The organism is Pseudomonas sp. TNT3, assembly GCF_010095445.2.
Classification (GTDB): Bacteria; Pseudomonadota; Gammaproteobacteria; order Pseudomonadales; family Pseudomonadaceae; genus Aquipseudomonas.
The window spans coordinates 36710-51006 of the sequence record NZ_WFGV02000029.1 but is presented as its reverse complement, the minus strand read 5'-3'; the positions used below and the strand labels follow the sequence as shown (position 1 = coordinate 51006).

The window sequence follows — 14297 nt, the reverse complement described above, 5'->3', positions numbered from 1 at the left end:
TAAATAGTTAAACGCGTGTGAATATTAAAGCCTACGCTTCGCGCGTTAGCTCAGCACACAACGTTGGTTGTTTGAACGCTCGTCCAGTTCGGCTTTGAACAGGTGAATGAAAGCATCAAAACTATTCAGGTCCGCTGTAAGTAGATGGGCTTGAGGGATATCTGCTAGCAGGCAACGGGGCGCTTTGGTGAATGCCACTTTGTCAGCATTCACGGGCGGTAATATTTGGTGTATCAGCGTCGCTTCGCTTTGACCCGCGTGCGTTAGCATCGACAAAAATTCTGTATAGGAGGCGCAGGCTATATCACGACCCGTTCTCTGCGCGGTATAGCGCACAATGTCGTCAAATTCGACATAGTGTTGGCCAACAACATCAATCAGAGAGGCTCCGCTCTGGAACCGTTCCTGGCTACCCACAAACGTGCACAACCACTCGGCCAACGCATCCGCTGACAATAGGCCAAGGCTGCCGCAGCCCGCAGGCGCCACGCCCATCTGAACGCATTGCTTAAGCAATAAATGAAAAAGAGACTGGCCATTTGAGTAGCCGGTACTCATCGACGGCAGCACATCATCGACACGATAAATCCTGGCATGCAGCCCTTGCCGCTGTGCGGCAACGACGAGGTTGTCTGCCAGGTATTTGGTATACCCGTACCCGGTCACACCCAATGCTGCTGCCTCGATGGCCGAGACAATGCCTTCCGGATCTCGGCCAGACACGGCTGGCAGCTTGGCTGCCAACGATGAAATGTGGTGCAACCTCTTTGCCTTACCTTCATTACAGAATCGGATGAGTTCCTGGGTTCCACCCACATTCGCTGAGAACAATTGAGAGGCATGGAACAGGAAATTGACCGCCGCGCCACAATGAATCACCTCATCAATAGAAGCACATTGATGTTGCCATTCATCTGGATCCAAGCCCCAACATGGCAAGGCCAAATCACCTAGCAAGACATTAATACGTTGGCGTTGTAATACGCTTGCAGGGAACGCGTTCAGGAACACTTGCTCCAAGCGGCATAGAGCGCTTTCTCTGTTGCTGCCACGTAGCAGGACGGTCACGTGCAGGTGGGTGGTGGCTAATAAGTGCGCAAGAATATGAATGCCTACAAAACCACTCGAGCCGGTCAATAAGAGCGTCGAGCTCATTGTCGCTGTCGGCTGGTGATTATTGAATGCGACCCTCGCCAAGCTGTCGCTTGGCGTGGCTTCGACCATTTGCTCACAGCCGCTCATAAAGTCGGCCAGTTGCGACGGCGTTGCGAACTGATAAATGGCGGTCATCGGAACAGCGGTTGCAATATGCTTGCCCAATGCCAGTGATAGATTAGCGGCTGCCAACGAATCTCCACCGCATTCGAAAAAGTCGTCTTCACTCCCTATCTGATTGTTCAGCAGTACGGTGCGATAACACGCAATAATTTTTTCCAGCAGGGTACTGTTGTTACAGGGTTGTAGCGTATCGGAATGTTGGTTTTTCAAGTCATTGATTATACGTTTACGGTCTACCTTCCCATTGGGTGAAATAGGCAGGGTCTTCAAGTGATGCACTAACTGTGGCATGTGTGTCGCTGGCAGATGCCGCGCCAGTTCGCGTCGTACGTGCTGTAAATCCAATGCGTGTGGCGCCACGTAGACCAGCGCCAAACTCGCATCGCCCCGCTGAGTGGGCAAGACAAATGCCAGTGCGTCGTTTACGGCGTCGAACCCGGCCTTGATTGCCGACACTATTTCGTTGAGCTCGATACGCACCCCGCGCACCTTGACTTGGTCGTCAGCTCTGCCGCCATATTCAAGGCAACCATCGGGCCGTATACGGCCAATGTCCCCAGTCAAGTAAACCTTGTCGCCAGGCAGGTCTGAAAAGGGATTACGTATAAAGGATCGTGCGCTCAGTTCCGGGGCATTCAGGTAGCCACCTCCGACGCAAATACCGGCAACAACGATTTCCCCAAAGACGCCATCCGTCACGGGCCTCAACTGGTCGTCGACAATTTTGACATACGTATTATCGATAGGCTGGCCGAGTGGAATCTTGTCATTGTCGTGATCGCACACCTCATGAAATACCATCCCGATTGATGCCTCGGTGTGACCATAGGTATTGATGACCGTACAACGTGGGAAAAAGCGCCTAAATGTGTGCACGGATGCAGCGTCAATCTCTTCTCCGCCGATCAAGACATGCCGCAAGCTGTCCAAGCGTTTTGCGGCAAGGGTCCCATTCTCCAGTGCACGAATTAATAATTTGAAGAGGGTGGGTACGAAATCAGTCATCGTGATGTGATGACGTTCAATCTCTTCTACCAGCGACTCGACATTCCAGTGATCGCGCTGTTTAGGCAATACCGCCACGCCGCCATTGGTGAGCGGCCACAGCATTTGCCAAATTGACGAGTCGAACAACGGCGCGCTGTTCTGATAGACAGTGTGCCCGCCACCAAAGCGCTTGGTCATATAGGTAAAGCGATTCACAAGCCCGGCATGATAATTCAAGGCGCATTTCGGGCGGCCGGTTGATCCCGATGTAAAGAAACCATAGAGCAGGTCGTCTGAGAAACACTGGGCGTACGTTTCAGCATTTAAGTCTGTCGTGCCGTCGAGTCTTATTTCAAACAGGTTCAGGCCGGCACTTCTTAAGGCCGGCTGTTCTCCATTCGTGATAACCCATGCTGCCTGGCTGGCCTCCACGACTGCGTGTATTCTATTTTTCGGCCATTTGGCATCCACCGGAATAATAATGGCGTTGGTCATCATCACAGACAACCACGCGATGGGTAACTCGACACCGGTCGGTAACGCACAGAGCACAACATCTTTGTTGCTCACACCGCAGGCGTGCAAACGCTTTGCGTTGGCGCGTGCAGCGGCTATTAGTTCATTATAAGTAAGGGATTGATCACCGCAGGTGACTGCTGTTTTGCTTCCCTGCCTGTGTGCAGCCGTATACACCATCGCCAGTACACTTAGCCTGTCTGGCTGACAGTCACTCAGGGGTGAGTGCTCGCGTTGACCAATAATCATCTAATACTCCTGTAAATAGAAATGTATAAACAATCTAAGCGCTATGTGCGTTCGTCAGAGAATGCTGTAAATGGTCAACCGGCACGCGAGAAAAGGCTGTGGTACTCGCTCAACTCAGGTAGGGCCGAGTGAACCCGGTTTTATACAGGCACGTTCTCATTCACAGAAAACACTTGGTGTGCGCTCTCAAGCCGACGGATCGTTGCGTAATCAGCCTGTAAAACGGCGAGTTCTTCATGGCTCAGGTAAACAACGCCCGGAATCGTAAATAAGTCGATGGTGCGTGTAATCGTGTCGCCCTTTTCGGGCAGGTGAAAATGGCAGGCATAGGAAGAAAGCGAGCGAATGTTCTCGAAGCCGGTTGTATCAACAATGACGCCTTCCTGGTCGGAGATCATCGCTACGCATAGGACATGTTTTGATAAAACGTACTGCTGGTCCAAACGCCGTTTGAACAGGTGAGGGTGGCAATAACGTTCGATCGTCAGCGTGATTTGGCTCTCGCCAAGCGCCTCGATAACCGCTTCTTCGAGCATTGCGCCCTGCAGGCGGGCGCCGGTTTCAATCAACACCGGCCCCTCAGCAGTCATCATGATTTCGGAGTGAGCGGGCCCATTGCGCACACCCAGCGCATCAAGCGCTTTTTTCATATAGCTGACTAAAGCCTCCTGCCCCTCACCCTCATAGGCCAGAAGTTCTTCGCAATCATAAATATTTGAGGCGCCGGCAATCACCTTGCGGCGATCGATCCACATATCAGAAATATAATGCTGCGCGTCGATTGAAACACTATTAATGACGTACTGCGTACCCTTCAAATGGGTCTGTGCCAGCACATGGTTATTGTGCCCACCAAAGCGGTTGGCTTTGTTATAGATGGAGTGAAAAGCACTTTCCAGTTCGGTTCGGTCATTGCAGAAAAACACACTGTCATTACCGGCACTGGCTAAGGGCTTCAGCACAATTGGCCAGCAGTGGCCTGAGGCCCATTCAGTCAACGTGTTTAAATTGTCTGTGCGCAGAAAATAAGGTGTGGCTAACCCCGCCTCTTTGAGCGCGCAGGCCATTGCGTATTTATCTCGCCGAACACGCGACGTCTCCGTGGAGTTTCCCTCCACGCCGAGTTCGGCGGCTAGCAGATCCGCAAGTTCAATACCCGTTTCGGCGCCGGCCAAAACACAAATAGGCTTGATGCCGTTCAACCACCGATTCATTTCGACCAGGCATTCGGCCAAATCGTTAAATACCACGTTGGCGATAAAGTCGCCGGGCCTGAAATCGTTGATATAAAAATCAATGATGGGCGAGGCACTCTGGACGTGCAGGACCGCTACGCCCTCTGAATGAAACTTAGCGGCCAGTTTCGCGCCAGTGGAATACGCATCGACGATTACTGCAATGTTGTGAGTCATGGTCACATTCCAATCTATTTAGAGAGCCGCCGCAGTGCGTCAGCGTCAAGCGTTGTCCAAGCCACATAATTCGTGAGCCACTAAATCTTCGTGAGTCTCACGAGCCCGTATTAACTTGGCATCGATTCCCTCAACCAGAACTTCGGGTGGGCGCCCACGGGAGTTGTATTGGCTGGCCATACTCATGCCATACGCACCACATGAAAAAATCGCCAATACACTGCCGTTGTCGAACGCCGGTAATGCTCGACCTAATGCAAAGTGATCGCCGGTCTCACAAATAGGCCCAACAATATCGGTCTCCTCCAGGTGAGTGACGTCGGACTGCTGAGCGCTCTGGGTTAATGCAGTCCAATGGCCAGAAAAATTGTCAAAATGTGTTGGCCAAATAACATGGTTGGCACCATACAGGGTGGGCCGCAGCAGTACGTTCATGCCCGCATCGACAATAGCGATCTTTCGATCCCAGCCTTGTTTAATGTATTCGACGGTGGTCAGCAAAATACCGGCATTTGCACTGATCGAACGACCCGGTTCAATGATGAAGCGGATACCGCGCTGTTTCAGCCCTTGCAGACGCTGACAAATAAGTGCTCCCGTTTCAGTTAATGAGCCAACGGGATTGCTTTCGGTCCCGTACTGCGCTGGAAAACCTCCGCCAATGTTGACAAATTCGATCGCGCAATCAGCCGCCTTAAGTCGGTTGATCATGTCCTCGATCTTATCGATGGCAGACAAATAGGTCTGAGCCGATGGAATCGGCGATCCAAGATGAATATGGATCCCAACGACATCGACGCTTGAGTAACGCTTCGGCTCGAAGAGTTCATCGGCGCGTTCCATCGGTATGCCAAATTTTGTCTGGCGGCCGCCTGTTGAGGTTTTCTCAGGCGTGCCAGCATCCGCCACATCCGGATTGATACGAATGGCTACTTTTATACGCTTACCGGCCGTCGTGGCGACCTCATCCAGCCGCAGCAGCTCGCCTTCAGACTCAACATTAAAAAGGAAAACGCCAGCTTCAACCGCGTAGCGAATTTCTTCACGCGACTTGCCGACCCCGGCAAACACAATCTTGTCCGCCGTCACTCCTGCCATCAGTGCCCGGTAGAGCTCACCGCCACTGACCACATCCAGCCCCGATCCTTGATCGACCAAGAGCTTAAGAATGCTGAGATTGCTGCAGCTTTTAACTGAGAAACAAATCAACGGCGAGAGGGCGGAAAAAGCATCTTTGAGCACGGTGTAGTGATTTTTCAGGGTGTGTGCTGAATAGACATACACAGGGCTTCCATGCTGTTCGACTATCTGACGAACATCGAGGTGCTCCACATGTAAATGACCGTCGACAAAGTTAAAATGGTCCATCTTACTTCCTCCAATTGATGAGCTTAACTGCGTGCACGGACACGCTCGCGCAGTAAGCAGTCATCCGTTGAATCCAATAACAGCCGACCCGTGCTGTACAAATAGTTGACTATCTTTTCAGCGCAAGCAATTGCGGTTTGAGTGTCAGTATTGATGATGAGCTCGGGATGTACGGGTGGTTCATACGGAGAGTCAATGCCGGTAAACTCGGCGACCTGTTTCTCCCTGGCCTTTTTATAGAGTCCTTTTGGATCGCGTGCCTCGCACACATCAAAAGAGGCATTGATAAAGATTTCCACGTAATCACTGTCGCCAATCAGCGCTCTTACCAGGGCACGATCATGTCGAAAAGGAGAAATAAACGCGGTCAATACAATTAAGCCCGCGTCAACGAGCAACTTGCTGACTTCACTCACCCGTCGAATGTTTTCACTTCGCCCTTGGTGGGTGAAGTCCAGGTCACGGCATAGCCCATGACGTACGTTATCCCCGTCCAACACGTAAGTCAGGTAACCTTTCTGAAATAACAGCGATTCTACAAGACCGGCCACGGTGCTCTTTCCAGCCCCACTCAAGCCCGTAAACCAAAGCACACAAGGTTTTTGTTTCAATCTAGCGCTGCGCATAGATTGTTCCACGGGAAATAATTGCCAGGTCAGGTCACAGGACACATCAGTTATATGCATTTCGTTCGTTACCCTAGGTCGCCAAGGTGCTTTTTTAGTACAGCCTCCCTTTCACGCTTCAAATACTCATAATGCGGCATATTTTCTAAGTAGAATTCATGCAGTACCGGGTGGTTGTCGACACGCGTGCTGTACTGCTTTTCGATCGGCGCAATGCTTGTGCTGTTTGCTGCATCCAAGTGCCAATGCTGGGTTCGCTCCCACACATCCAAGTGTCCGCTCTGCCACTGGAGAGCAGAGGGCAGGTGCTGCAAGTTAGCATCCCTGCAAAAGTTCGAAATGGCACGCTCAGGGTCCAGGATCATGTCGTCCGCATCAACGAACAAGGGCGAATGTAACGACTCCGCCTTTACGGCATCATAGAGTTCAGCCAAGTGTTGGTAGCCCACCTCGCTGCAGGTAAGGTCTGGGTTAATATAGTAGTGTGAGTTAATAACTTTTTCCGGATTGCGCAACATGAACACATGTTGCGCTTCGCGCATATAAAACGTTCCCGTCAGTCGATGACGATAGTCAAACTCACAGGTGTCCTTGATGAACACAGCACGTTGCGCGCGCACTGCCTGTACATAATTGAACAGCTCCGTTGAGTTTTTCAACGTCTGAGTTGAATGATCCGTCTGCGGATGGCTGTATATACCACGCGCCGACAGATCGCACAGAGGCTCATGCAAGATAGTGAAGTCACCACGCGCGGCGATCACACGTACAAATGCGGTGGAAAGCGAGCGTGGAGGGGCCCACATAACAATTAGTCTGTGCTGCATAGTTAACCTTTATTTCAAGAATACGTGCAGGATGCCAGGACAGTCAGCCCCTCATGGCTTAAACGGATTCAGTGATCCACTTTTGCCCGCCATGAGCGAAACGGAATTGCTGTGCGGTGAAGCGCGACTTGGAGTATTCGTGTACGCGGTCAACCATGTAGTTGCCTTTATAAGCGATCACATCGACGGTGCCATTCGCCTGTTCAGTCAATACAGCTACGTTGGCCAATGCGGCCTGCGTGGCGGGGTCATACAAACGACCTGCATACGATTGACGTGCGATAAAGGGTGACAAAAACCGCAGGACCTCCCATGAGTCCTTGTCGACCGTTGCTTGCAGTAGATGTTTCGCTGCGATGCCGAGCATGTCCAGCCCCGGAGATTCGTATAAGCCACGGCCTTTAGTGCCGTTCATTCGGTTTTCCAACACGTTCTTCAAGACCACCCCATTGCGGCCCGCGATCCTGTTGGCTTCAGCGAGTGCCTGGTAGTAACTCACTGACTGACCATTAATCTCAACGGGAATACCTTGCTTAAAGGTAATACTGCAAGTCTCTGGCACGTCGGGTGCATCCATGACCTTGACGCCCATGATCGGGCTGATCATGTCGGGTGAATTTGAGAGCACCTCAACTTCGCGATTCTCATGCGACACACCGCCGACGTTGGCATCAACGGAGTGATGGGCTTTCGTACGCATCATGGTTTCGTCGGCGTCGGCAACAAAGTCGCCCATGTCTGCGCGGGTTCGAAAACGATCTGACGTGGTTGGGTCTTCCCAGGGAGAAAAGGGCGTGATCTCTGGCGCAAACATCTTCAGATAGTAATTGAAGCGGAATTCATCGTTGCCGCCATGAACAGCGCCGTGGGCCAATATACTGCACTGACGATCGCGCAATGCATTAACCAGGCCTTTAACAGTTACGGCTCTGGCTATGCCAGTTGTATTCCAGTAGCCACCGTCATACTGCGCTTGGGCACGGACAGCGTGGAGAAAGCTGAGCGCAATGTCTTCCTTCAAATCAATGACATTAACGGCCTGCATCAATTCGATGTTGTCTGCACAAAACTCGTGTGCTTCATCGCCCGGTTGACCAATGTCGACAATGAACTGTTCGACGTCAACGTGCTCCTCTTTCAAACGCTGCGCGATGAATAAGCTGACCAGGCCACCGGAGGCACAGATGCCAACTTTCTTACCTTTCAAGTCCGAGAATTTCACGCGGTAGTCCTTTAGAGAGTTGTTGTTATTAACAGTTTCGCTTCACGCCTGTTACTGCGACCACGCGGTAGGTTCACGGTCCCATCGGTGCTGTCGTAGTAGCGTCATTAACGCAAGCTCTATCCTGCCCTTGTCAGAACACGCCAAGTTCGCTTCGACATGCGGAATAGAGCGCATGCCGGGAATAGTCGTTGCGACGTTATCGTTGGAAAGAATGAACCTCAGCGCGACTTCCGATAGCTGAGTATTGGGGGGAAGAGCCCGTCTCAAAGACTCGACCCGCGCCACCGTCGCTGCCAGGTTTTCTGGCACGAAATAGCTGCTTCTCCAATCACCGGCAGGCCACGTGGAATCAATCGTTAAATTCCCCGTCAGAGAGCCTTCGTCGAAGGGCACCCTGGCGATGACGGCAATGTCCAGTTCGCCGCATAACGGAAGTAATTCATCGTCAGGCGCTTGATCAAAGACGTTATAAATCACCTGTACCGTGTCGATCATTCCTGTTTTCAGTGTGTCGAGTACGTTGGTGGGTTCCCAGCGATTGACACTGATGCCGATGCCGCGAATCAGGCTTTGCCGTTTGAGGTCATCCACCACGCGCAGCCAGGATTCATCATGAGCCCACGCATCTTCCCAGACATGAAATTGCAGTAAATCCAGAGACGCCAAGCCGAGTGACTGCAAACTTTTCTCGACATATTCTTCAATATGGTCGGGCGGAAAAATTTGGTCTAAACGGTCACCCCGGTGAGAGGGCCACTCGCGGTTCTTGGGGGGAACTTTAGTGGCTACATATAAGGTTTTGCCTGGGTGGTTTCGTACTGCTTCACCAAGCATTTTTTCGCTGTGGCCACGACCATAAATCCACGCCGTATCGAAAAAGTTGCAGCCTAGTTGAATCGAATGTTCTAACGCCGCCATGCCGCTGACATCGGATGAGCCGGTCCAACCCCCTTCACCTCCCGCGACCCCCCACATTCCATATCCAACTTCAGAAACATTCCATTCCAGTCGTCCAAATCGCCGGTATTTCATCGCCCGCTCGCTATAGAGTTGTTTTATTCAGGACGCGATAAGCGCACTCATGTAGCGATCACCCTGATCACTAAAGTCTCGAGTACCTGGAAAGTATGCTCAGCAAAAAAACAAAGTAAAAATATCAATTTAGTGGCTGGCTATTCATTTCTGATATGGTATGGCTTGTTCGATTCATCACGGGGTTGGCTCATGAATTTCAGTTTTCGCCATGTGGAAGTATTTTGGGCGGTAATGACGACAGGGAGCGCGACGGCTGCCGCTGAACTTCTGCATACCTCGCAGCCCACCATCAGCCGAGAGCTCAGCCGGTTCGAAGCGCTGACTCAGTTGACGTTGTTCAAGCGCGCGGGTGCAAAGTTGATTCCGACTGAGCATGGGCTGATGTTGTTCGATGAAGTTCAACGCAGCTATGTGGGGTTAGCCCGTGTGAAAACTGCCGTCGAGGCCATCAGGCATTTTCGGCAAGGGCAAATTTCGTTGACGTGCATACCGGCTTTCTCGAATGCCTTGTTGCCGCAGGTCTGCCAGGATTTCTGCAGTAAATTTCCTGGCGTCAGCATCAATATCACGCCCCAGGAATCGCCCGCCCTCGAGGAGTCGCTGACTGCTCAGCGTTATCACCTGGGGTTGACTGAAACCCTGGAAACACCCCCGGGCACCTACATCGAAACACTCTTGAACCTCGACGTGGTGTGTGTTTTACCGTCTGATCACGAATTAAATGCGAAAACCGTCCTCACGCCACAAGACTTCGAGGGGCAAAATTTTGTTTACCTTGCGGCTGATGATCCCTACAGAAGAAAAACGGACGCTATCTTCCACCAGTCAGGCATTGAAAGACGGCTGGTGGTAGAGACACATAACGCGAGCGCCGTGTGTGCGACGGTTAACCTGGGGGTGGGCGTTGCCATTGTGAATCCGATCACAGCCCTCGACTATGTCGGGCGAGGTTTGCAGATTCGTCGCTTTTCACATTCAATTTCTTACTGTGTAAGTGTCGTACGGCCGTTGCATCGACCCGAATCGTCTACCGTGGAACATTTTGTTGATTCCCTTCGGAATAATTGTCAGCAGATAAGTGCTCGGTTAGAGGGGTTAGACAAAATCAAGTGAGCCGGCGAGCAAGCATGTGAGCCTCGGCCAGCCGTTTACGTAGTGACCGAGGCAGACGGTGTAAATTTGTACCGTCAGATCCTCTCAGGTGACGACTGGCACCAACTTGAAGGTAAAGGTTGCGTCACACATTTACCGACCAGATTTTGGCCGGTGCCGAAACTCACGCGGTTCTGTTACGGCTGCGCGCTCATGGACATTCGACCGCCGCGTCTAGTTGAGGGAAAAGAATCTCCGACACCCCGCAACAAGTGCGAAAGAGGACGTACAGGGGCGTCCTGCGTATCCGAAACCGGTGACTGAAACTCCCCTGTTTCGTAAGGGATGCGGGGTGACCGCTTTTGGCCGATCGCTGCCGGATGCCAAGGACAAAAAAGCCCGCTCAATGGCGGGCTTCGTAAACGGCTTTTCCTATGGCGCGAGGCTCAAACTCTTGCGGAGTTCGTCCTCCAGCTTTCGACAAACGTCCGCGATAATGTTTTTCCCGGCCGCCGGGCCTGTATAGCTGTTGACTTCCTCCTGGCATCGTTCGACGGCCTCTCGGGCCTGCGTGTTTTCCTTGCTTTGTGATGTGTTGCTGACATAGAAGCCGTAAGCCAGGCACAGGGTGATGGCGATAAAGATGCCTGCGACGATCTTGCCACCCAGGCCCATCCTCTTTTCTGACGGCAGTGGCCGCCGAGGCGGGTTTGGTATTTTTTGCCTGAGATCAGATCGGCAGTGTTTGCATAAGATGGCTTCAGCCATGATGACTTCGGCGCAATAGGGGCAACTCTTTTTTCCAGCCTCCACAGATGAAACTCCTTTTTCAAAACAGGATTCTATCATTGGGGCTGAGGGGCGAGGGCTACCTTGATACCTACACTAGATGGTTTTCTGATGTCGGCACGCCCACCCGAACGGTACGCAGGCAGCGCGCCAAGCGCTGGCCACTAATTGAATCAACCACCCACGATCAACTACGAAATGACAGCGCCAGAATCTCGGTGGTCAGCGATGTTTGCTGCTCATGGATCCCGATCAATTCCAGTGACCAACATGAACGCTACTTGTTAGCGTTGTGCAGTTACTAGAATGCCAGCGTAGGGATTTCAGCAGCTATCGGTCTACAGTCCGCTTTTGGCCGATTTCAGCCTATCGCGACCGGCTGAAAACGACCCAAAGCTGCCCTCAGGTACGCCTGCAACTAACCAATAACTGCCTGGGAGGGCTGGCTATGAATAGTCAGAAATCCGGTTCTCTCGCATTGAATGGTCGGATTGCCTGCAACGCCCAGGCGCTATCCGTAGGATCGCCGGCGAGAAACTCAAGTGTCCTACGGTGCGGCCGATAGATATCGGTTGAAGTCGCGCACCAACGCTCCCGGCACTCAGGAACTCGGAATACTCAATGGAAATGATCCTTAAGTCACTGGCCATTCCAGGCGGCATACTTTTCTTCTATCTCATCTTCCACCTCATGTACGTCAAGGGATTGATACGCAAGCTGGACGATCAAGGCTGGAAAAAAGTGGATTACTGGTGGATCGGCATTGGCACATTTGCGCTGTTTATACAGTTTTTCCAGGTCAACATCAGCCTAGACACTGCTAGCCTGTCGATGGAGCAAAGCAATGCTCGGGCGATCAATCAGAACCTCAATATAGCCGCAGCCGACCTCAGCGGCCCTGCCATCTGCTTGCCCGCTACGTCCGCTGTTCGCAAGGAGCGCTCCCCAGAACAGATCAAGGAACTCGACGACGCCTGCACCTATTTCGCCACCATTAGACCAGCACTACGCTTTTCCGTCATCGCTGACAGCCGAGTGGTGGATTACCTTTCAAAACAAAGCGTCCCAAAGTTCACGAGCGAGGTAATACAACGGAAGGCAGAGCAGCTTTCGATCAGGTACCAGGCCTACGTGGAACAGGATTGCAAGGTCAAAAAGATTGATGGCGCCCTCAAAGAGAACAAGGTCATTGCCGAGATCGCTAAATACCTAGCGTTTATATCGCTGATCGTTGCGGTGGCCTTGAGGCTTATCAAAGTCACGGGAGAGATCAGCGTCAAGAAAGAGTCTTCAGAGGCAGCGAAAATTACAGCCCGGGAATTGGACGACTCGATAAGGGATCTAAGAGAAGCTATTTACAGTTTGCAACGTGCGTCCGACAAAAAGGATCATGCAGCAGACCCCAAAAGCGCTCAACTGGACGCAGTCAAGAAAAAGGTCGATGCCTTAGAAGCATCATTCGCCAACGGTCGCTCCGTGCTCATACTGGTCATCATTACGACGGCCATCGCAGCAGCGGTGTTGGCTCGGGTTCTGTAGCCCTCCTTCAAGCCACTGGCATTCGCGAGTGGCTTGGCCGTCGGGCGATCACTGGGCAGACAGGCTCACCTGATCGCAATCCAACTCATGTCCCCGCAATAACAAGTCCTGCCGCTTGTCGACCACAGCCTACATCGGTCCCTGCTTATTCGGCCGGGCCCGCCGCATACGCAACCTTAAAGCCGGTCTCGACTAAGTCTCCGCGCAGTACGGCAGGATGGACAACTTTTCAAGTAAAGCCTCGGCCTTTCGCAGTAAACCATTTACGTACTGCGCGGCAAGATGGCCTGGTACAACAACCTGCCCGATATGCGCGGCCTGATCGAAAACGCTGACGTCCACAGCGTCGCTGTTGCAGCAGTTGCAGAACGCCGAAACTCTTCTGTCAGCGCCAGCTTTGTGGCAATAAGGGCTGCACCGAAAACAGAGCTATGAGCGGCGTTTGTTTTAGGGACGAGAGCGGACCTAGTCGAAAGTCCTCTTTTGGCCGATATCAGACATCGGCGAGCGTCGGTCTTTAGCTGATGGTGATATGTCACGGGCGATTCCCAATGGGATCTCAGTTTGTAAAAATGCTCCCTAGCGCTAATCTTCCAGGTTTGGCGTAGTGTTCCCCGCGCGTACAAGTGAGGTTTTACACGGGCTCCAAAGTCAACAAGGAAACATGGATAGGTCACATCAATGGACGAACTGGCAATACGACAACTCTCAGCGCTGCCTCCCGACATCCTGATACTTGAAGCGGAGGCCATTGCGGGCGGTTTCAGGTTTCTGACGCGCTTGGTTGCCGATTGGGAAAACGGTTCCAATCGATTTGATCAGCCGGGTGAATGCCTTTTGGGAGCGTTCTGCAACGGACAACTGATTGCCATCGGTGGTCTTTCATATGATCCCTATGCCGGACCGGACATCGGCAGGCTGCGCAGGGTTTACGTCGCGCGCGCATCAAGGGGGAAGAGTGTGGGCAGGGCGCTGGTGCAGCAGCTCCTTGAATATGCGGCTCAGCGATTCCGTGTCGTGCGCCTGACCACGGATACACCAGAGGGCGCCGCGTTTTACCTTCGCTGCGGGTTCCTGCCGGTACAAGATGATTTTGCGACCCATGAGAAGGCATTGGTCGATGCCATGTGATCCGAGCGCTTCAACGACCATCCAAGCGTTACCCCTCCCGAGCGTAACTGATCGTTAAACATGCCCTTAGAGCGCTTGTTTAACGGCTCCTACAGTTACCAGATGAAAGCTACGAAACCTTGCGCCGTTGCCTACGGTTACGCCAGAATCCGCCGGCTTGTGCGCTTGGGGACCCATCGGTAACTTGATTCGCGTCACTGCTCATCAGTGATCGGGTTTAGCA

At 52.3% G+C, this 14297-nt stretch carries 11 protein-coding genes; 3 read left to right on the top strand and 8 right to left on the bottom strand.

Features of this window, described 5'->3' with window-relative positions; translation table 11 throughout:
• Positions 1 to 45: 45 nt before the first annotated feature.
• The 7 genes from GBC55_RS17605 to GBC55_RS17575 all read right to left on the bottom strand — a co-directional run bounded on the left by GBC55_RS17605 (position 46) and on the right by GBC55_RS17575 (position 9520).
• Positions 46 to 3030 (bottom strand): amino acid adenylation domain-containing protein, encoded by a 2985-nt coding sequence (locus tag GBC55_RS17605; protein ID WP_162438791.1) that lies wholly within the window; start codon positions 3028 to 3030, stop codon positions 46 to 48.
• Positions 3031 to 3170: 140 nt separating this feature from the next.
• A complete protein-coding gene (locus tag GBC55_RS17600; protein WP_162438792.1) occupies positions 3171 to 4442 on the bottom strand; it encodes an ATP-grasp domain-containing protein in 1272 nt (423 codons plus the stop codon).
• A gap of 45 nt (positions 4443 to 4487) precedes the next feature.
• Complete coding sequence (gene lysA, locus GBC55_RS17595; RefSeq protein WP_162438793.1) at positions 4488 to 5810, bottom strand: diaminopimelate decarboxylase; 1323 nt, start codon at positions 5808 to 5810, stop codon at positions 4488 to 4490.
• Positions 5811 to 5833: 23 nt separating this feature from the next.
• Positions 5834 to 6496: an adenylyl-sulfate kinase gene (gene cysC / locus GBC55_RS17590; protein ID WP_162438794.1), complete on the bottom strand. Its 663-nt coding sequence runs from the start codon at positions 6494 to 6496 to the stop codon at positions 5834 to 5836.
• Between the two features lie 8 nt (positions 6497 to 6504).
• Positions 6505 to 7242: a hypothetical protein gene (locus GBC55_RS17585; protein ID WP_162438795.1), complete on the bottom strand. Its 738-nt coding sequence runs from the start codon at positions 7240 to 7242 to the stop codon at positions 6505 to 6507.
• A 79-nt stretch (positions 7243 to 7321) separates the two neighbouring features.
• Entirely contained in the window at positions 7322 to 8485 is a 1164-nt protein-coding gene (locus GBC55_RS17580) for an argininosuccinate synthase domain-containing protein (protein ID WP_162438796.1), read from the bottom strand.
• Between the two features lie 51 nt (positions 8486 to 8536).
• Positions 8537 to 9520 carry an aldo/keto reductase gene (locus GBC55_RS17575; RefSeq protein ID WP_162438797.1) on the bottom strand — a complete coding sequence of 328 codons (984 nt, stop codon included), beginning with the start codon at positions 9518 to 9520 and terminating at the stop codon, positions 8537 to 8539.
• A gap of 192 nt (positions 9521 to 9712) precedes the next feature.
• On the opposite strand from GBC55_RS17575, the gene GBC55_RS17570 reads away from it, so the two are divergent.
• A complete protein-coding gene (locus GBC55_RS17570) occupies positions 9713 to 10636 on the top strand; it encodes a LysR family transcriptional regulator (RefSeq protein WP_162438798.1) in 924 nt (307 codons plus the stop codon).
• Positions 10637 to 11047: 411 nt separating this feature from the next.
• On the opposite strand, the gene GBC55_RS17565 is transcribed toward GBC55_RS17570, so the two are convergent.
• Positions 11048 to 11383, bottom strand: a complete 336-nt coding sequence (locus GBC55_RS17565) for a hypothetical protein (protein WP_247266938.1) — start codon at positions 11381 to 11383, stop codon at positions 11048 to 11050.
• Positions 11384 to 12025: 642 nt separating this feature from the next.
• Here GBC55_RS17565 and GBC55_RS17560 point away from each other — a divergent pair.
• Together GBC55_RS17560 and GBC55_RS17555 are read left to right on the top strand one after the other, a co-directional pair.
• Positions 12026 to 12943 (top strand): hypothetical protein, encoded by a 918-nt coding sequence (locus GBC55_RS17560; RefSeq protein WP_162438800.1) that lies wholly within the window; start codon positions 12026 to 12028, stop codon positions 12941 to 12943.
• A 681-nt stretch (positions 12944 to 13624) separates the two neighbouring features.
• The gene (locus GBC55_RS17555; protein ID WP_162438801.1) at positions 13625 to 14074 is read left to right on the top strand and encodes a GNAT family N-acetyltransferase; all 450 of its coding nucleotides are present in this window, start codon (positions 13625 to 13627) and stop codon (positions 14072 to 14074) included.
• The last annotated feature ends 223 nt before the right edge of the window (positions 14075 to 14297 follow it).